Origin of the sequence: Hymenobacter edaphi, from assembly GCF_003258365.1 — a bacterium.
Classification (GTDB): Bacteria; Bacteroidota; Bacteroidia; order Cytophagales; family Hymenobacteraceae; genus Solirubrum; species Solirubrum edaphi.
Window position 1 is genome coordinate 599532 of sequence record NZ_QHKM01000002.1, and the last position, 19344, is coordinate 618875.

The window sequence follows — 19344 nt, forward strand, 5'->3', positions numbered from 1 at the left end:
CGGGAAGCGTGCCAGCTCCAGGTTCAGGGCTGCGCCGGATTGCGCCCCGCCGCTTCGCCGGGCGGGGCCGGCCGGGCGCCTTCCTCGTCGGCGGGCAGCGCCCCGCTTTTCAGCAGGCGGGGCAGGCCCGCCACGTCGGCCCGGCCGGGCAGCAGCTGGCCCAGGCCGATGCCGGTGTGGCGCCGGAACGCCAGCAGCAGCCAGGCGGTGGAGGTGACGTAGGAGAGGGAGGCGCTGAGGGCCGCCCCCGCCGCCCCGAAGCGCGGAATGAGCAGGGCGCTGGCCAGCAGCGTCATCACCAGGCCGGCCCCGGTGGCCAGGTTGTTGGTGCGGTAGGCGGCCAGCCCGGCGAAGTAGCTGCTCAGCAGCATGTTCAGGCTAAACGTCAGCACGCCCGGGGCCAGCAGGGCCAGCAGCGGCCGGGCCGCGCCAAACTCCGGGCCGAACACGGCCACCAGCAGGGCGGTGGGCAGCAAGGCCAGCCCCAGCACCGCCGCCCCGGTGGCCAGCAGCGTGAGCCGGGCCGTGCGCGCCAGGGCCCGGGCCTGCGCCTGCTTGTCGGCGGCGTGCACTACGTCGACGTACTGCAGCTGCGCCGCCGAGCGCGGAATCAGCCAGATGGCCTCGGCCAGCGCCACGCTCACCGACAGCACGCCCACGGCTTTGGCCCCGGCCAGGGCGGCCAGGAAATAGTAGCTCAGGCGGTAGTTCAGAAAGGAAAGAATATTGGCCAGATGAGCCCCGCGGCTGTTTTCGGCCAGCTCCCGCGTCACCGCGCGCAGCTCGCCGGGCTGGCGCTGCCACCGGTCGGGTAGGCGCCTGAGCAGCAGCAGGGCGGCCAGCAGCGGCAGGCCGTAGGCCAGGTAGCTGGCCCACCAGTACACCGCCACCAGGCGCAGCTGCAGGCCCAGAAACACGGCGGCCAGACTTGCCGTCAGCAGCCCGGCCTGGGCCAGGTTCAGGTAGTTGAAGCTCTGCTCCCGGCGGCGCCCCAGCAGCAGCAGCGTGACGATGGAAAACCCCGCTTGCAGCCACGACACGCCGAACAGGTGCGCGGCGTAGGCCCAGCCGGTGCCGCGCCACAGCCAGATGCCCGCGCTGCCCGCCGCGCACACCACCGTGGCCCAGGCCAGGGCCGGCAGCAACAAATGCCACACGCTGCGGCGCGGCGCGAGGTAAATCAGCGAGGAGCCGCCGAGCAGGCCGATGAAGAGCAGGCTCAGGGCCATATCCGTCACGAACAGGCTGACCTGCCCGCGCCCGGCCGCGCCGAGGTAGCGCGCCGTCAGCCACACCACGCCGAAGTTGAGCAGCGCCACGCCCAGCCGGGCCACGAACGTATGCAGCAGGCGGGGCAGCGTCATTGGGCAGCTCGGGGGGCGTTCAGCACGGCGGCGTACAGGTCGAGGAAGGCCCGGCCCACGGCGGCGGGACTGCAGCGGTGGGCGGCGTCGGCACGCAGCACGGCCGGGTTCAGCGGCAGCTGCCCGGTCAGCACCCGGCGCAGGGCAGCGGCCAGGGCGGCCTCGTCGTCGGGGGCCACCAGCAGGCCGAAGGCGCCGGCGGGCTCGAACAGCTCGGGTACGCCGCCGGTGCGGGTGGCCACCACCGGGCAGCCGCAGGCCCGGGCCTCCAGCAGCACGCAGCCGAAGGTTTCGGCCCGGCTGAACGACACCAGCGCGGCGGCCTGCTGCATTTCGCGGGCCACGGCGGGGTGCGGCAGCTTGCCCAGAAACGCCACGGTGCCATCGGCCAGCAGCCCCAGCTCGGCGGCGTAGGCGCGCAGCCGGGCCTCGTCGGGGCCGTAGCCGGCCACGCGCAGGCGCAGGCCGGGCAGCTCCGGCCGCAGCCCGGCCACCACGCGCAGCACGCCCGAAAGGTTCTTTACCGCGTCGTGAAAGGCCGAAACGTGCAGCAGCGGCCGGGGCCGCGGCGGCGCTGCCCCGGCGTCAGCGGCGGGCCGAAACAGCGCCGTATCCACCACGTTGGCAATGACGACTTCGCGCCGGTTGGTGAAGCCCAGCCGCGTCATGGCCGCGCCCAGGCCCTGCGACACGGTGTGGCGCGCCGCGGCCCCGCGCACCACCAGCCGCGTCAGCCAGCGTCGCGCCGGGCCGATGAGGTGGCTGCGCTCGGGCAGATACAGCGTCCAGTGCTCGGTGACGAGGTAGGGAATGCCCGTCAGCTGCCGCAGCAGCCAGGCCGCCACGCCGGTGCGCAGCAGCACGTGCACGTGCACCAGCGCGGGGCGGCCCCAGCGGCGGCGCAGCTGCCCGTAGCCGTGCCCCACGCAGGCGAAGTAGAGCAGCAGCTTCAGCAGCTTATCCAGCGCGGGCAGGCCGGTGATGCGGGCGCGGTAGTAGTAGCGCAGGGTGGGCCAGGGCCCGTCCCAGTCGGCTTCGCACACGGCCAGGCGGGGCAGCGGGCCGCGGGCCACGGTGGCCAGCAGCACGGCCACCTCGGCGCGCCCGGCAATGGCCGCCACGTGCCGCGCCACGAAGTCACCGTCCTGGTCGTCGTAGCGGTGGGGGTACCACTTGGGCAGCATGAGCACGCGGGGCAGCGGCGGGTGGGGCATGGGGCAGGCACGGCCCCGAGAAGGCCGACAAGGGGCAAGTTCGGCAATCAGCGGCGGAATCGGCGCACGGGTGGGGCCGCCGTCAACACGACGGCGGCCCGCCTCCTTTCGGAAACGGACCGCCGCGCTGGTGGATAAGGATAACAGGTAAGCTAAAAGCTGCAGGGGTAATTACTGCGTCACCACGAAGCGCACGGCCTCCACCGATTCGCCGGTTTGCACGGTGGCCGTGTACAGGCCAGCCCGCAGGGTGCCGGGCAGGGCCAGCTGCTGTTCGCCGCTGGTCAGGGTGCGGTCCTGGGTCACGGTGGCCACGGTGCGGCCGGTCACGTCGAGCACGCGCACCGTCACGGCGGCGGGGCGGGCCAGCGTGAAGCTCAGCTGGCTGGCGCCGGCCGTGGGGTTGGGGTACACGCTCAGGCCCTGCACGGCGGCCGCCTTGGCCTTGGCCGAAGTCACGCCGGCCACGTTGTAGCAGGTGTTTTGCGGGTTGTAGTTGGTCCAGCCGGCCGTCCAGTTGCCCGCAGGGCCGAAGGCACCGCGGTAGGCCACGTTGTCGAAGAAGCCCCCGGCCAGCTTGGCGTCGGTGAAGGCGGCGCCCGAGGCCAGCGGCGAGGCGGCCGGCAGCGTGAAGTTCGGCGCGGCCGACGGCGCGGTGCTGGCCGCGGCCGAGTTGATGGTGAAGTTGTCCGCGTTCAGGGCCAGGCTGCTGATGCTGGCGTAGGTGGTGTTGCTGCGGGTGGCGTCGTTCCAGAAGCCGTTCACGTTGTAGGTGGTGGGCGAAGCCGACTGGAAGTCGGTCGTCATGCCGGCCATTACGTTGTTTTTCAGCACCAGCGCCCCGCTCGTGGCGTTGGCCTGGGTGGTCGAGCCGTCCAGGGTCAGGCCCACGGGCCAGCCCGTCAGCACCGAGTTGAAGATGGAAATCTGCGAGTTGCGGCGCAGGTGCATGGCGCGGGTGAAGTTGGCCGCCACCGAGGGGTTGGTCAGGAAGGCGCTGACGTTGGAGAAAACCGGGGCGGTAATCGGCGTCAGGGCCGAGCTGTTGGCGTCGTTGTCCGACTCAAACGCCGTCGAGCCCGATACGTCGGCCTGGTTGGGGTCGCGCACCGTCACGGCGTACTGCACCTTGCCGGTGAAGCCGAAGTCCGTGTCAAAATCGTCGTCGGTGGCGGCAATGGCCACCAGGTGCTTGGCATTCACCGTGCCCCCGAACCACTCGAAGGAGTCGTCGCCCGAGGCGTACACCGATACGTAATCGATGGTGGTGCCCGCGCCCACGCCGGCCAGCGTCAGGCCGTTGATTTCGTTGTTTTGCGAGAGGGCCACGCCGGGGTACTCGATGCGCACGTAGCGCAGCACGCCGGAGTTGTCGTTCGGGTCGGTGCCGCCGAAGGTGGCGCTGGGCACGCCCTCCACGGCCGGGCTGCCGGGCTGGTTGATGGGCGCGCGGCCGCAAATCACGATGCCGCCCCAGTCGCCGCGGTTGCGGCTGCCGGCGGGCTGGTTGGAGGTGAACACGATGGGCCGGGCGGCGGTGCCGTCGGCAAGGAGCTTGCCGCCCTGCAGCACCACCAGCACGCCGCCCGGCGAGGGCGTCTTGTCGGCCTTGATGATGGTGCCCGGCTGAATGGTCAGCGTGGCGCCGTTGGCCACGTACACGTAGCCGCTCAGCAGGTAGATGTTATTGCTGGTCCAGGTGGTGTTGGTCGTGATAGTGCCCGTGACGGTGATGGGGGCCGGCGCGGCCGGGCAGGTGCTCTGGGCCAGGGCGGTGGTGGGCAGCGTGGCGGCCGCAGCCAGGGCCAGGAACAGCGGGAGTACAAGCTTTTTCATAGAGGCGAACCTGAGTTGTCGATTGCGCGACAAAGGTCCAAAACGCCAACGCCCGCGGGCTACCGCGGGCGTTATCGTTTCGTTAGGGGCGTATTACGATATTGTGTAGCCCGCGCCCGGCGGCCCGGGTATTCACCACAAAACGGTCGTGCGAAGCAGCTTCGCACGACCGTTTTGTTCGGGCCGTTTCGGGCCTTTAGAAGTTGTAGACCAGGCCCAGCATGGTGTAGCGGCCCCGGCGGTAGCGGGCAAATGGCAGCTGCTCGCCCGCGTCGATTTTGCTGTTGTAGTTGAAGTCGTAGAACTGGCGGATGGGCTGGTTCAGCAAATCCTGCACCCCGGCCTTCAGCTGCAGGTGCGGGCCCACGCCCTTGGTCACGGCCAGGTCAATCACCTGGCGCGGCATCTCAATGACCGAGAAGTTCTGGGTGTAGTCGCCGATAAAGGAGAAGCGCTGGCCAATCACGTTGTACTGCGCCGACACCTGCCACTTTCGGTCGTCGTCCTGGTAAAACACCCCGGCGTTGACCACGTAGGGCGACTGGCCCTGCAGCGGGCGGTCCTGCAGCGCGAAGCCGTCGGTGTCCTGGCCCTTGGGCAGCTGCACCCGGCTGTGAATCACCGAGGCGTTCAAAATCAGCGAGAGGCGCTGCAGAAACACGCTTTCCGTCAAGCCCAGCAGGCTCTTGCGCACTTCCAGCTCGGCGCCCACGTCGTAGGCGTTCTGCGCGTTCTGGTAGCCGATCCACAGCTGGCTGCCGGTCACGTTCACCGTCGTCTGCTCGATGGCGTTGCGGAACTTCTTGTAGAACACGCCCACCGACACCATTTCCGACTTGGTGGGGTAGAACTCGTAGCGCAGGTCGGCGTTGTAGATGGTGGCCGTTTTCAGCGTCGAGTCGCCCACGATCATGGCGTTGTTGGCCACGTCGTAGTACTGGTTCGGCGAGATTTCGCGGAACTCCGGCCGGTTCACCGTCACGCTGCCGCCCAGGCGCAGCGCCGACCGCTCGTTGAAGTTAAAGCTCGCGTTCAGCGAGGGCAGCGGAATGGTGCGGTTTTCCTGGTAAGTGCGGCGGCCGGAGCTGTGCAGCTGGCGGCGGTTGTGCTCCACGCGCACCCCGCCCGAGAGGTTGAGCTTGTCGGTCAGCGGGGCCACGGCGCCCACGTAGCCGGCCAGCAGCACGTTTTCGGCCTCGTAGCTGTCCTCCGGCTTGGTGCCTTCGGCCACGGTGTAGCCCTTCACCGGGTCCAGGTTCGCCGGGGCGAAAATCTGGTCGATGGGCAGCAGCTGCACCTCGTTGGGCAGGTTGAAGCCCGAGCCGCGCACGAAGGAGAAGTAGCGCTGCTGGTAGTCGCGCACCTTGCGCTCGGTGTAGAAGCCGGCGCGCAGCTTGTACTGGTTCACGCTGGTCGTGTCGCGGCCCATGATGCGCCGTTCCCACTGCCCGCTGCCCATCACCGTGTTTTCGTGCAGGTTGGAGAAGAAGCGGCTGGCCTCGGTGATGTTGCCTTCCAGGGGCACATTCACGAAGAAGGGCCGTTCCACGCCCGGCAGCAGCTGTTTCTGGTAGCGGTAGCGGCTGTAGTCGGGCTCGTCGCGGTACACGTAGTTGTAGCCCGCGGCCCAGGTCACGGTGGTGTGCTCGGTGGCGCCCAGGTCGTGGCTGCCCTGCAGCTGGCCCGAGTAGATGCTGCGGCTCTGGTAGTGCAGGGCGTAGTCGTCGCGCTGCCGGTCTTCCTCCAGCCCGGTGCGGTGAATCACCTCGTCGGTGCCGTACTGGTTGAAGAAGTTGCGCAGCTCCAGGCGGTTGCGGCCGTTCAGGCGCACCTGCCAGTTATGAATCACGCCCAGGCGCACGCCCGTCACGGCGCGGGTGTCCTTGAACTCAAATTGCGTGGCGCGCTGGCCCGTCTCCGGGTCTACGTCCTTGGTGTAGCGGTTGCGCTCCACCCCGTACTGCTCGCGGGTGTTGGAGTACGAAATCGAGGTGACGTTGCTCAGGTAGGCCGAGCCGATTTCAAACTTGCGCGTCAAGCCCAGCGAGGCGCGAATGTCGGGCAGCGCCCGGCCCAGCGAGGGCAGCCAGGTGGTGCCGCGCAGCCCGTTGGCGGCGCTGGCCAGCTGCGCCGGCGTCGACTGGTCCGAGCGAATCACGCCCTGCTCGGCCACCGCGCCCGGCAGCTGGCGCTGCCCGCCGTCGAAGCCCAGCCAGTCGGTGCTGCCGCGGCGGCTCTGCATGTAGTTCTGCCCGAAGGTGGTACCGTTGCGGTGCCAGCCCGACACGCTCAGCGAGGTTGTGTTGTCGAGCACCGAGTTCTTGGTGTACACTTTCACCACGCCGCCGCCGAACTCGCCCGGCAGCTCCGGCGACCCGGACTTGAAAATCAGCACCCGGTCGATAACCGACGAGGGCAGCACGTCGAACGAAAAGGAGCGGGTGTCCACCTCGGCCGACGGCGTCAGCGCGTCGTTCAGCAGCACCGTGTTGTAGCGTTCGGCCAGGCCGCGCACCACGATGAAGTTGTTGCTCTGAATCGTGACGCCCGGAATGCGCTTCACCACTTCGGCCGCGTCGCGGTCCAGGGTTTTCACAATCTGGTCGTTCGACATGCCGCTGACCACCACCTCGCTCTTGCGCAGGTCCTGGAGCAGCGCCACCTCGGTGCCGGTCTGGCGCTGCCCGGTCACGGTAACCTCTTTCAGCGCCTGTACGTTTTCCTCGAGCGTGCTGTTGAGGGTGGTTTTCTTGCCCTCCGTCACCACAATGCCCGTGTAGTTCACGGGCTTGTAGCCGAGGTTTTGAATGGTAATGCCGTAAGTACCCGGCTTCAGGCGCAGCTCGTAATTGCCCTCCACGTCCACCGGCGCGGCCTGCGTGGTGCCGGTCACAATCACGGTGGCGCCGATAACGGCTTCGCCGGTTTTTTTATCGAGGACCTTCCCGACGATGGAGCCTTGTTGAGCAACGGCCAAAGTGCTGATTGTCAGCATTGGCGCGAGTAATAAAGAACGGCGCATAAGCATGTGCTGGTTGGCGCCGCAAAAGTATTTTGACCCTGTTACGCCAGTGTGACGCCCCCGTTATGCTTATGTTATTCACCATGTAACTAGCTGAATATCTGAATTAGCAGTACTTTTGTCGCCCCGTTCACCAATCTGCCCGCATGCTGCTGTCCATGACCGGCTACGGCGTCGCCCAGCGCGAAACCGAGCACTATACCGTCGTTGTTGAAATCAAGTCGCTGAATTCCAAGGGCTTGGATTTGAGCCTGCGCATGCCCCGCTCGCTGGCGGGCAGCGAGTTGGAACTGCGCAACCTTATCGGCCGGCACCTGGTGCGCGGCAAGGTCAACGTTAGCATCGACCTGAACCGGCCGGCGGCCGTTCGCTCGCGCGCCACGCTGCACCGCGAAACGCTCACCGCCGCCTACCACGAGCTGCTGAGCCTGGCGCAGGAGCTGGGCGCCCCCACCGACAACATCCTGGAGCTGGCCCTGCGCCTGCCCGGCGTGGTGCAGTCGCCCAACGAAGGCAGCGCCCCCGCCGACGACGAGCCCGCGCTGACCTGGGCCGAGTTGCAGCCCATCGTGCAGGAAGCCCTCGATCGGGCCGGCGAATTCCGCCGCACCGAGGGACAGGCGCTGACCACCGAAATCCTGAGCTACATCGACCGCATCCGCATCCAGCTCTCCGACGTGGACCGCCACGACCCGACGCGCCTGGAGAACGTGCGCCGCCGTATGCACGACGGCTTGGCCGAACTGGCCCAGAGCGACCAGTTCAACCCCAGCCGCTTCGAGCAGGAGCTGCTGTACTACATCGAGAAACTTGACATCGCCGAGGAAAAGGTGCGGTTGGTCAGCCATCTGCACTACTTCACCGAAACGGTGCACCTGCCCGAGTACAGCGGGAAGAAATTAGCCTTTATTTCGCAGGAAATTGGTCGGGAAATCAATACCATTGGCTCCAAAGCCAACGACTCGACCATTCAACACCTGGTGGTGGGCATGAAGGAGGAGCTGGAAAAAATCAAGGAACAGCTCAATAATATTCTTTAAGCCCAAAACCGTGTTTCTACATCGTTCGTAAATGCAATTGAACATTCTCAATACAATTCTGCATAGCGCTATGTGGATGCTTGTCGGGCCGCCGAATGCACTGCGGCTAGGCTGGTGAGAAGGTTCAAATTCGCTTTGCGTATGCGCTAAGGCCGTTTTCTTCCCGTGTTCAGTCGCTTTTACTTTTGTACTAAATTATTTTTGTATAAAGTTCTTGTACTGACGGCTTTTCTTCCTAAATTGTGTTATCCAAACAGACTGCCCTTGCGCTGTTCGGTAGTTTACCCAGAAAGAATGTTCACCGTTTTTTGGTCCTTGTCATGAAGAAAGTTCTACTCGCCCCGTTGCTCTGCCTCGCAGTGCTGCTCATGGCCGCCCGGCCGTTTGCCGAAGTGGAGCTGATTAAGAAGCGCGTTCTGAGCGAACGGGTGGAAATCCTGATTCCGAAAGGATTCGAGGTGATGAGCGAGCAGCAGATGGACTTCCTCTACGCCAAAGCGCAGAGCCGTCCGAGCGTCATCTACACCAACACCTCGCACGCCAGCCTTTCCTTCTCGTACACCGACAACACGGCCGACCAGGATATGGTCGACATGTACGCGGCCAACTTCATGAAGACCTACCGCAAGCAGTACTCTGATGCGCAGTTCTTCTCGGACGGCGTCAAGGAAATCAACGGCCGCAAGGTGGGCTACATCGAAATGATGAAGCCGGAGTTGGGCCACCAGGTCTACCAGCTGATTTTCTTCACCGACATCGAAGGCCGTCTGCTGATGTGCACCTTCTCCTGCCCCGACCGTCAGAAGCCGGAGTGGGAATCGGTAGCCAAGCAAGTGATGAGCTCCTTGCGCAGCAACAGCTAAACAGCGCGGCGCCACCCGCCTGTTTTTATTCCATCCCGGAATCATCCGCCTCCACCGCGGATGATTCCGGGATGCTTGCTTTTAAAGCAAACTGAACGCACCAACCGGCCTCTTGGCAGATCGGCCACACCTTATTATATACCATCGGGGTAAATCAGCCCGCCAGGAGACTACGGCCGGGGTTAACGAGCCGGGCTCACAGCGGATGCTCCAGCCGCTGGCAGTAGGCCCGCAGCAGCCCGAACAGGCCCGCAAAGCCCGAGAGGGGGAGGGTCTCGGCTTGGTCGTGCACGTCGTGGTAATGGGTAGGCGTACCGCGTAGGTACAGGAAAAACGCGGGCACCCCGGCCTCCGCAAAGGGGTAATGGTCGGAGTTGGCGGCCCGGCCCCGCGGAGCCAGACCGGGCAGGTAATGGCCGGTGGAATTAAGGTTCTCCAGCAGCTGGTATTCGCGCTCGTGCACTTTGCCGTTGACCACGGTAGCGCCCGCCTGCCCCGTGCCTTCCAGGTCGAGGTTGAGCAGAAACCGGATGCGGTCGAGCGGCAGCAGGGGGTGAGCCACGAAGTAGCGGGAGCCGACGAGCCCGGCTTCCTCGGCGCCGAACGCCAAAAACGCCACCGAGTAGCGCGGGCGGTGGGCCGGCTGGGCGTAGTGAGCGGCCAGCTCCAGCAGCAGAGCGGTGCCGCTGGCGTTGTCGTTGGCGCCCGGGAAGTAGGCCTGCCGGCCCATGCGGCCCAGGTGGTCGTAGTGCGCCGTGACGACGATAAACGAGTCGGGCTGCACGGCGCCGCGCACCATCCCCACGACGTTCTGCGTGGGGTAGCTTGTGCGCAGCCGGGCCTCCACGGCCAGGCGGACCGGGCTGGGGCCCGCAGGCCAGCGCGAAGCCAGTACCTGCAGCTGTACCTGCCCGGCCTGCGCCGGCGCCAGCGAAGCGGTGAGCTTGCCGGGCACCAGCTCGATGCGGGCGGCGGCCTCGGCTACGTGCTGGGCAAACACTTCGGGCAGGATGCGCAGGCGCTCGGCGTCGCGCTGCCGGAGCACCAGGATGCGCCCCCGCAACGGCTCGTGCAGGAAACGCTGCCCGGCGGCTTCATCCGAGAAAATCAGCGAATCGAGGCGAATGGGCCGCCCCTGCAACTGGCCGCCGCCGGAGCTCGGGGCGGCAATGAAATCAGCGCCCGGCGTCAGCTGTTGCGCGCCGACGCGCAAACTGAGCCGCCCGGGAAAGGTATTGACGTCGAAGGTAAACGGCTGGTAGTAGTCCGGGGCCAGGGGCTGCAGGCCCAGGGCCTGGAAGCGCCGGCGCAGGTAGTCGGCAGCCCGCCGCTCCCCCTGTTGCACGTAGCCGCGGCCGTGCAGGCGCGGGCTGGCCAGGGTGGCAATGGTTTGCCGGGCGCGGGCCATGTCCTGGGCCTGCGCCGAAGCCAGCGGCAGCAGCGCACCCAGCGCCAGCGCGGCAACACGACGAGCGGGGAGCGGCATACGGGGCAGCGTGAAAGGAATAGGGTAAGTAATTGACCGCGGCCGCGGCTCAGGCCGCGGCGGGCAGCACGTCCCACCAGCGGCGGGTGAGGTGCATCAGGCCGAGGCCGGCCACCGCCCCCAGGGCGTCACTGAGCATGTCGGTCCATTCGCCCAGGCGGCCCAGGTCCATGAAGGTTTGCGTCAGCTCGATGAAGGCGCCCAGCAGCAGGCACATCACCAGCGTCCACGGGAAAGCCCGGTGGCGCAGGCTCGGGAAGAGCCGTTGCCACCGGGCCGTCAGAATGTAGAGGACCGCGGTTACGACGAAGATGCCGGCGTGGGCGGCCGTGTCGAACGAGAGCAGCTCCCAGTGGGGCAGGGGCGGCAGCTGATCGAGCGGGCTGAGCGTGCCCCAGAGCATGAAGGCCGTCCAGGCCAGGGCGACCAGCGCCGTCAGCACGCGGAGCATGGCCGGCCCGGCAATTAGGCGCCTACCAGCTCGCCGTAGGCCTCCGCCGACAGCAACCCTTCGAGCTCGGCCTGGTCGCCGATGCTCATCTTGATCATCCACCCGTCGCCGTAGGGGTCGGAGTTGACGGTTTCGGGCGCGTCGTTGAGCTTGGGGTTGACTTCCAGCACGGTGCCGCTGAGGGGGCTGAACAGGTCCGAAACGGTCTTTACGGCTTCCACCGTGCCGAACACCTCGTCCTTGCTGACGTCCTTGTCGGCCGAATCAATGTCCACGTACACGATGTCGCCCAGCTCTTTCTGCGCGAAATCGGTGATACCCACGTAGGCGGTGTCGCCTTCGATGCGGACCCACTCGTGTTCTTTGGTGTACTTCAGGTTAGCCGGGAGGTTCATATTGGGCAAACAGGGAAATGGAGTGTACGCCCGCCACCGCGGGCGGCCAAAGGTAAGAAAAGGTGAAGTGGTGAGATAGGGAAATGGTGAGTTTGACGCGCAAGTAATCAGCACGTCAAACTCACCATTTCCCTAGCTCACCACTTTATGGCTACTGCGACAGGCTGTAGCGCAGCTGAAGGCCGCCTTCGGTGGCCGCGTTCTTGAAGGAGGTAGTGCCGCCGCGGGGCTGCGACACGTTGCGGGTGAAGAAGAACTGCAGATTCAGGCGCTGGTTGATGACGTAGTCGATGGTGGGGCGCAGCTGTACCTGGCGGTTGCCGTTGGTGACCTGCTGGGTGGCCGTGCCGGGCGAGCCGGCGTCCGGGGCCTGGGTGTCGGGCGCCACCACGTCCACGATGCTGCGCTGAATGGTCACGTTGTCGCGGATGGAGAGGTCGAGGCGCATGTTCAGCTCGTTGCGCAGGATGCGCTGCTCGCCCCCGATGCGGAACGGAATGCGGAAGCGGTTGGTGGTGTAGCCGAAGCCGATGGTCAGGGTCTTGTTGCGCAATTCCGTAACCTGGGCGTTGGTGGTGTTCAGGGCCAGCATGCGGTCGAGGCCGTAATCCACGCTGCCGTTGATTTTCTCCAGCGTCTGGAAGTTCACCCCGATCAGCGGCGAGAGACGCTCCGACATGGTCACCTGGTTGATGATGTAGTACGGAATGTACTGGTTCTGCTCGTTGACCTTTTCGGCCAGGCCCTCGGGCTCGGCGTTGTACTGGGTGGAGGTGGTGTAGCCCAGCACCTGGTAATCGGCGGCGTAGGAGTGGCGGATGGCCACCGAGCGGAAGTACTTCTGCACCAGCGGCAGGTTGGAGAGGCCGTTGTAGTCGACGCGCCAGTTGGGCAGCGGAATCATCTTGAACGGGTCGAACTTCTTGGTCGACACGTCGTCCGACGACTTGCCGCGGTACGCGTCGAGGAAGGCCGGCAGCAGCACGTCCTGCGAGTTGTAGCCGTAGAGGCCGCCTCTGGCCGTGTTGGCGCTTTGCAGGCGGTTGCGGGCCTGGCGGCGGTTTTCCACGAACCGCTCAAACGCGGCCGAGGTATTGTTGCTGCGCAAGTCGCCAAACAGCGTGTTGATGGCAATGAAGGTGGTGCTGAACGAGCCCGAACCCAGCGGAATCAGCGACTCGAAGTCCACCACGTCCGAAATCGGCCGCAGCGTGGCCGTGTCCACCGGCACGCGGTAGAAGGTTTCGCGGTTGCGCACCTTCTGCTGGCGGGCTTCCACCTGGATGTTGAAGTCGCGGATGGGCTCCAGCGAGGTGCGCAGCTGCAGGTTTTCGGTGCTCAGCGAGCTAAGCGGCGTGTTCAGCAGGTCGCTGCGCCGGGTGTACCACTCGTTGCGGCTGGCCATGTCGTAGAGCTCGGGCAGCTCGTACTGCTGGCCCAGGATAAAGGGCACGCCCGGGGCCGTAAAGTCGCTGCTCAGGCCGAACAGGCGGGTTTTGGGCAGGTAGCCCGGCAGCAGCATGCCGGCCGTACGGGTGTAGGTGAAGTTCAGCGAGCGGGCCGTCATCAACGAGCGGAGCACCGCCTTGAGCACGCGCAGCTCCGGGCCCTTGGCCGAGTCGGCTGCGGCCTTGTCTTCGGGCAGGCCTTTGGCATCGGGGGCGCCGCGGCGCAGGCGGTCCATGGTGCTCTGGCCGGCGGCCTTGCCGGCGGTGCCCCCGGCCGGGGCGTTGTTGATGATGTTGAGGAACTTAACCTTGTTGTAGAGCTTCACCAGGTCGATGCGGCCGTTCAAGCTCACGTCGCGGCTGTTCTGAATGGTATTGCCGATGTTGACTGCTTCGGTGAGGGTGTCGCCCAGCGCGTTCAGCGGGGCCCGGATGGCCGTGGAGGCTGCCTGCCAGCTGTAGTTGGCCGCGTAGCGCGCATCGGCCGACAGCCAGTCGGTGAGCGGGAACTTGTCGAGCGGCAGGCGGTAGGTCAGCGCCACGGTCTGGTTGAAGTTCGTGGTGCGGCCGCCCTTCTGCAGGTTGCGCTTGATCAGGTCGCGGTTGTCCTGCGCGGTCTGCGAGTTGCCGAGGGTGGTGCCCGGATTCTCGTCGACGCTGCTGCGGTTGGTGGCGGTGTAGTCCAGAATCAGGCTGCGCGTCAAATCCCACTTCAGGTCGTAGATGCGGTTGATGAAGAAGCTTTTCTGGAACACGCCCGGAATGCCCTCGGACGACGGAATCTGGCCCTGGGCCTGGGTGCGCTGCAAAAACCGCTCGTTGTAGCGGCGGTCCAGGTCGGCGCGGAAGGCAAAGCGCGAAGGCAGGGGCGTGAAGTTCAGCTCCTTCAGCAGCTTCAGGTAGGGCGAGTCGAACAGCTTCACCTTGCTCAGCGGCTCGAAGGCCTTGGGCGTGGGCTGGTAGGTGTAAGCCAGCGCCCCGGTGTAGGTGCGGGTGAAGTCGCGGTCGGTCTGGATATCGGTGTGGGTGCGCTCGGTCAGCGAGTAGCTCAGCGCCAGGTTCTCGATGTCGTAGGGCTTGGGCTTGCGCTCCGGGTTGGTGCGCTCCTTCCGCACGTTGAGCAGACTGATGGACTTGCTCTTGGTCTGGTCGGTCACTTCCCGTCGATAAGCGGCGCGGTCCTGGTCGTTGGCAAACTTGCTGCTCAGCGACTGGGTCAGCTTCATGTCCGGGTCGAGCGGGTCGTACTGGGGGGAGCGAATTTCGGCGCCCGCCTGCAGCAGCACCGGCACGCGCAGGCCCAGCTTCTCGGGCAGAAACTTCTCGGCGGCCACGGCGGCATTCACGTCGCCGCGGGCCACGTTGTCGAGCGAGCGTTGGGAGGGGCGGTCCTGCAGCGAGCCGAAGCCCACCGAGGTGAAGGCCCCGGTGGCGGTGATGTTGGCCACGTCGGCCAGGCGGGTGTTGAAGCGCGCCGTGGCGGCCCAGCCGTCCGACTGGTCGAAGTCCTTCACCCGCAGCTCGTCGGCCCAGAGGCACAGCGACTGGTCGACGCCGTTGTCGGCGGGGTTTTGCACCCCGATCATCAGGCCCTGCAGGGCGCTCAGGTCGGGGTTGCCGAGCACGGTGATTTCGCCGATGGCCGTTTCCCCGTTGGTCAGCTTCATCTCGTACTTCACCGTGAAGGGCACCAGCAGGCTGAACCCGGCCTCGGCGCGGCGGGCCTTGGCGTCGATGAAGGCCTGCAGCGGAATGTCCACGCGGTTGGCCACCGGCCAGATGTTGTCCACGCTGCTGTCGGTGCTCTTGGTAATGGTCAGCGGCAGCGTGTACTGGTAGTAGTTCTGGGTGTAGTCGGTGCCGAAGCGGATAAAGCTTTCCACCTGCCCGTCCTGCAGGTTGCGGTTGTCCGACTCGGCGTGCAGAAACAGCTTCAGGCGCTTGTAGCGCAGCAGGTTCAGGCTCACGTTCTTGTAGGCCGCCTTGGCGTAGCCGTCGCGCAGGCCCTCCACGCACAGGCGCAGCGACTGTTCGTTCTGGTCGCGCACGCTCGTGGTCGAGCCGTACTCCCGGTCGCGGCGGATATCGGGCGGGGTCACGTACGGGATGGCCGTGCCCTGGCCGTTGGAGGCACCGTTTTCCTCGATGCCCACCGTCGAAATGGCGAAGGCATCGGCGTCGGTGGCGCAGTTGAGGCACGGCGGCGCGCCGGGCTCGGAAATGACGCTGAGGTAGCGGCGCCACTGGTTGGCCACGAACTGCATCTGCACGAAGCGCAGCACCGCCGGCTGGCTCCAGCCGGTCATGTACATGCGCAGGAAGCGGATGGACTTGAAGCCGAAGTCCTGCTGCGCGCCCTGAATGCCGGTGTACTGGCGAATCGGAATGCGGAACTGGTACCACGACACGTCGTCGCCGTTGACGCGGTTGGTCACCTTGTCCACGATGAAGTTGCGGCCCACCTCCAGCTGCCCGGCCCCGGTGGGGGTGAGCGGAATGCGGTACTCGTAGTACTGCTCCGTGTCGCTGATGACGTTGTCGCGGTTCAGGTCTTCCTTGTCGGGGAAGGCCGTGGAGCTCTGCGTGCCGCTGGTGGCGCGCGAGTTGCCCTCCATGCCGTTGTAGTACTTGTAGCGGCCCAGCACCTTGGTGTCGTTCTGGTCGTAGAACGCGTCGAGGTGGTGGCGGAAGTTGTCGGCCGAGGGGTCCTCGAAGCCCGCGTAGCCGGGAATGGCGCGGAAGAAGTTCTGCTCGTCGCTCGAGGTCAGGCCGTCAAGGCCGATGTCCTGCCGGTCGCGGCCGTTGGGCGCGTTGCTGAACGCGTCGGTGAGGAACTGCAGGCGCGTGACGCGGCCCCAGATGCTCTCCTGCAGGTTGGTCTGCGCGTCGGTATCGGGCAGGCCGTTCTCAAACTCGTACACCCCGTCGTTCAGCAGGTCCTCCGACACGGTGCCGAGGTTGAAGAACAGCTCGCCGCCGGTGGAGTTGGGCGTTTTCGGCGTCGCCGGGTCCGAGTCGTCGATGGTGTTGTGCTGGTTGTTCTGGCTGGCGATGAACGGGTCCATCAGCCAGAACTCCAGGTACTCCACGTTGGCGTTGTCGAAGTCGGTGTCGAAGGTGATTTCGCGCGAAATGCCGCCGTAGTTCTGCCGGTTGCGCTGCGGGTTGTTCGGGTTCAGGAAGCGCCCGTCGCCCGATACGTTGGGGTTGTAGTTGTACTGGCCGCGCTCCGAGGGGAAGTAGGCCAGGTCGAAGGTGTTTTCGTAGGTGTTGCCCAGCGGCCCGTTGTCGCGGTTCGGGAATACCTCCGAGCGCGGTACGCCCCGCACGTAGTGGTTGCGCAAATCCTCGGCCGACACGTTGTTGGGCTTCGAGGGCCCGTTGGTGTAGTAGGTCTGATCGATGGTGTACCAGGCCAGGCGGGCGCGCGAACTGGACACGCCCAGGCTGCGCTCGGGCAGCTGCTGCTCGCTGATGATGCGCCGCGGCGTGGTGGCCAGGCGCCAGGGGTTGGTCGTGTTGTTGTTGCCGAGCGTGTAGGGCGTGCGGGCGTTTTCGAAGTCGTCGAGGTACGACACGCCGTTTTCGCCGTTGCCCAGCTGCGAGCGGCCCGGCACAAACTGCGCAAACTCCGCGCTCAGCGCCACCGACGACGGCGCCTTCGTGTTCACGAAGGGGAGCATGTCGATGTACTTGGTAAGCACCCGCGACTCGCGGCGCAGGCTCATGTCCAGGCCATAAATTGTATTGTTGCTTGGCTCGTCGCCCACGTTCACGCGGTTGATGCCCGCGGCCTGGTTTTCGAGCAGGTGCATGATGGTGCCCCCGAAGTTCAGGTCCTCCGACACCCGGTAGTCGAGGCGGGTGCCCAGCAGCTTGCGGGGCAGCACCTGCACCACGGCGTCGCGCTCAAACTCCACCCGCAGCTCGTTGGCCGAGTTCAGGTAGCTGGCGTTGAGGATTTTCACCTTGGCCTGGTCGTAGAACACCTGGTAGTCGGCGCCCTCGGTCAGCAGCGTCGAGCCCGAGTACACCCGCACCGAGCCTTCCGGAATGCGAATGCCGGGCAGCGTGATTTCGTCGGTGGCGGTGGCCGAATAGCGGCCTTTCAGGTAGAACTTGTCCTTTTCCTGCTTCTGCTGCGCGTCGCTCTGCACCTGCACGTACAGCTCCGGGTACACGTACTTCTGAATCAGCGCCGCCTCGGTGGTCGGGTCGAACTGCTTCTGCAGGTGGTTGCCGAAGGGCTCCACCACCGGGAAGATGATCTTGCCCAGCTCCGGGTCGATGGTCAGGCCCTGCAGAAAGTCGAAGTTGCCGTCGGACGGCCGGTCGTTGTTGGGGTTGACGTTGTCCAGGTTCAGCACCTGGGTCAGCGGCCGGTTGGCCACCCGCTCGCCTTCCTTCAGCGAAATAATGTCGACCCCGGTCGCATCGTCCTTGTAAATCACATCCAGCCGGAACTGGTCGCGGCTGAGCTGCGAGGCGTTCAGGGCGTAGATGTTCTTCATCATCAAGTCGAACACCGGCAGGTTGCCGGTGCGCAGCCGGTCGTTGCGCAGGTTCTGGTTGAAGTCGGCCCGGCCCACGCCGGGGTTGGTGGCGCGCAGCAGCTTCAGGAACACCGCCCCGTCGTCGGGCACGTTGGAGTAGTCATCCTGCAGTTCGCCCACTTTGTAGGACCTGCCGTTGAAAAAGTACTCAAACGATACGGCCAGCACCTGCTCCGGCAGCAGCGGCGTGTTCAACGACACGTAGCCCAGCTGCGAGTTGAAGGTGTACTCGCGCGGGTCGAGCTTGCGGGCCCGCACCCGTTCGTAGTCCACCGTCTTTTCCAGCTGCAGCGAGTTCTGCAGGAAGCCGTCGATGCCCTGCGCGTCGCGGGTGGCCCCGGCGCCGGTGCGCACCTGGTTAAACAGGGTGTTGATGTCGTTGGCGGCCGGGCGGTCCTGGCGGCCGTTCAGCAGAAAGCCGCCCCGGTAGGTGCGCAGCGGCTCGCCCACGTCCTGCAGGGCCACCACGTTGCGCAGCGTCTCGGTGGTGCGGTTGTCGTTGGTGACGTACACTTCCAGGCGGCGGATTTCCACCCCGCTCTGCACCGTGGGCAGGTTGCGGAGCACGGCGTCGTATCGGTCGCGGAAAAAGTGCGCGAGGAAGAAGTGGCGGTTGGCCTCGTACTGCGAGGCCTTGATTTCAAAGTTGCGCGACTGCGCCCCGTTCTGCACCGTCACCTCGTCGGCGGTGCCGCGCAGCTGGGCGGCCACGCTGGTCACGCTCAGGCGCCCGAACTGCATCTGGGTTTTCACCCCGAACAGGTTCTGCCCGCCCTGCACCAGCGTGTTGTTCAGGGGCAACGACACGTTGCCCATCTCCACCTTGCGGATGATGTCGGTGTCGTAGCCCGTGAAGTCGGCCTTGATCTGGTTTTCGAAGTCGAAGGCCGCCCGCGTGTCGTAGTTGAAGAGGATCTTCAGCTTGTCCCCGATCTGACCGCTCAGGTTCAGGTTGAAGTTCTGCTGGAAGTTGAAGTCGCCGTTGTGGCGCTGGCGCAGCGTCAGCGAGGGGTTGTCGTTGAAGTTCTGCCGCCAGCCCAGCGAAATGGTGGCCGAGCCGTTGGGGCGGATGTCGATAAAGTCGCCGCCGAAGATGCGGCCCAGCGTCGGGGCCAGGTAAATCTTCGGAATCAGGCGCTTGGCCGCCGTCGGGTTGCCGGGGCCACCGGCCACGCCGCCCTCCGCCTTGTTGCGGAAGTAGTTGCGGATGGCCTGCTGCTCCTGCAGCTTCTGGAACTCGGCGTAGCTCAGGCGGGCCGGGTCGCGGTAGTCGATGTCCGGCCCAACATTTTCCTCCACGTCCACGTAATCCAGGGAGTCGCCCAGCGTCACCTGCGGCTTCACGTTGGCCGGCAGCGGCAGAATCAGCGGTGAGCGGCGCTGCCGCTCCGTGAGGAAGTTGCCCGAGCGGTCCTCCGGGGCCACGCGCGGGCGGCGGCTGCCGCGGTAGCGCACGGTGTCGCCGGGCACCGGCCGGGTGGTATCCGGCAGGGCCTGGAGCAAGGGTGCGTGCAGGCGCGACGTTTGCAGCCAGCTCCAGAGCTGGGAAAACGCGAACGAGCGGCCACCCGCCGGCTCGGCCTGTGACCACCAGGTCAGCAGCGACGCAGCAACGACGGAAGAGAGGGTGGTGAGAGACTTAGTACGGGTGGTCAAGCAAGGGCGAAACAAA

General features: G+C 65.7%; 10 protein-coding genes. 2 read left to right on the forward strand and 8 right to left on the reverse strand.

Going from position 1 to position 19344, the window contains the following annotated elements; translation table 11 throughout:
* Window positions 1–23: 23 nt before the first annotated feature.
* From DLM85_RS10030 to DLM85_RS10045, 4 genes are all read right to left on the reverse strand, one after another.
* The gene (locus tag DLM85_RS10030) at window positions 24–1364 is read right to left on the reverse strand and encodes a lipopolysaccharide biosynthesis protein (RefSeq protein ID WP_111477964.1); all 1341 of its coding nucleotides are present in this window, start codon (window positions 1362–1364) and stop codon (window positions 24–26) included.
* Window positions 1361–2578 carry a glycosyltransferase gene (locus DLM85_RS10035; protein WP_111477965.1) on the reverse strand — a complete coding sequence of 406 codons (1218 nt, stop codon included), beginning with the start codon at window positions 2576–2578 and terminating at the stop codon, window positions 1361–1363. The genes DLM85_RS10030 and DLM85_RS10035 overlap by 4 nt, the downstream gene beginning before the upstream one ends.
* A gap of 171 nt (window positions 2579–2749) precedes the next feature.
* Window positions 2750–4414: a T9SS type A sorting domain-containing protein gene (locus tag DLM85_RS10040; RefSeq protein WP_111477966.1), complete on the reverse strand. Its 1665-nt coding sequence runs from the start codon at window positions 4412–4414 to the stop codon at window positions 2750–2752.
* Window positions 4415–4610: 196 nt separating this feature from the next.
* Window positions 4611–7409 carry a TonB-dependent receptor gene (locus tag DLM85_RS10045; protein ID WP_165822089.1) on the reverse strand — a complete coding sequence of 933 codons (2799 nt, stop codon included), beginning with the start codon at window positions 7407–7409 and terminating at the stop codon, window positions 4611–4613.
* A gap of 173 nt (window positions 7410–7582) precedes the next feature.
* On the opposite strand from DLM85_RS10045, the gene DLM85_RS10050 reads away from it, so the two are divergent.
* Window positions 7583–8476, forward strand: coding sequence for a YicC/YloC family endoribonuclease (locus DLM85_RS10050; protein WP_111477968.1), 894 nt, complete (start codon window positions 7583–7585; stop codon window positions 8474–8476).
* A gap of 320 nt (window positions 8477–8796) precedes the next feature.
* On the forward strand, window positions 8797–9339 hold the full coding sequence (locus DLM85_RS10055) for a DcrB-related protein (RefSeq protein WP_111477969.1): 543 nt from the start codon (window positions 8797–8799) through the stop codon (window positions 9337–9339).
* Window positions 9340–9535: 196 nt separating this feature from the next.
* On the opposite strand, the gene DLM85_RS10060 is transcribed toward DLM85_RS10055, so the two are convergent.
* From DLM85_RS10060 to sov, 4 genes are all read right to left on the reverse strand, one after another.
* A complete protein-coding gene (locus DLM85_RS10060; RefSeq protein ID WP_111477970.1) occupies window positions 9536–10825 on the reverse strand; it encodes a M28 family metallopeptidase in 1290 nt (429 codons plus the stop codon).
* 49 nt (window positions 10826–10874) lie between these two features.
* A complete protein-coding gene (locus DLM85_RS10065; protein WP_111477971.1) occupies window positions 10875–11276 on the reverse strand; it encodes a VanZ family protein in 402 nt (133 codons plus the stop codon).
* A 14-nt stretch (window positions 11277–11290) separates the two neighbouring features.
* Window positions 11291–11671, reverse strand: a complete 381-nt coding sequence (gene gcvH, locus DLM85_RS10070; protein WP_111477972.1) for a glycine cleavage system protein GcvH — start codon at window positions 11669–11671, stop codon at window positions 11291–11293.
* A 151-nt stretch (window positions 11672–11822) separates the two neighbouring features.
* The gene (gene sov / locus DLM85_RS10075) at window positions 11823–19328 is read right to left on the reverse strand and encodes a T9SS outer membrane translocon Sov/SprA (RefSeq protein ID WP_243635915.1); all 7506 of its coding nucleotides are present in this window, start codon (window positions 19326–19328) and stop codon (window positions 11823–11825) included.
* Between the last annotated feature and the right edge of the window lie 16 nt (window positions 19329–19344).

Bases quoted from the DNA above. Each gene is read 5' to 3' on its own strand.
- DLM85_RS10030 (WP_111477964.1), bottom strand. From the start codon at position 1,364: ATGACGCTGCCCCGCCTGCTGCATACGTTCGTGGCCCGGCTGGGCGTG.
- DLM85_RS10035 (WP_111477965.1), bottom strand. From the start codon at position 2,578: ATGCCCCACCCGCCGCTGCCCCGCGTGCTCATGCTGCCCAAGTGGTAC.
- DLM85_RS10040 (WP_111477966.1), bottom strand. From the start codon at position 4,414: ATGAAAAAGCTTGTACTCCCGCTGTTCCTGGCCCTGGCTGCGGCCGCC.
- DLM85_RS10045 (WP_165822089.1), bottom strand. From the start codon at position 7,409: ATGCTGACAATCAGCACTTTGGCCGTTGCTCAACAAGGCTCCATCGTC.
- DLM85_RS10050 (WP_111477968.1), top strand. From the start codon at position 7,583: ATGCTGCTGTCCATGACCGGCTACGGCGTCGCCCAGCGCGAAACCGAG.
- DLM85_RS10055 (WP_111477969.1), top strand. From the start codon at position 8,797: ATGAAGAAAGTTCTACTCGCCCCGTTGCTCTGCCTCGCAGTGCTGCTC.
- DLM85_RS10060 (WP_111477970.1), bottom strand. From the start codon at position 10,825: ATGCCGCTCCCCGCTCGTCGTGTTGCCGCGCTGGCGCTGGGTGCGCTG.
- DLM85_RS10065 (WP_111477971.1), bottom strand. From the start codon at position 11,276: ATGCTCCGCGTGCTGACGGCGCTGGTCGCCCTGGCCTGGACGGCCTTC.
- gcvH (WP_111477972.1), bottom strand. From the start codon at position 11,671: ATGAACCTCCCGGCTAACCTGAAGTACACCAAAGAACACGAGTGGGTC.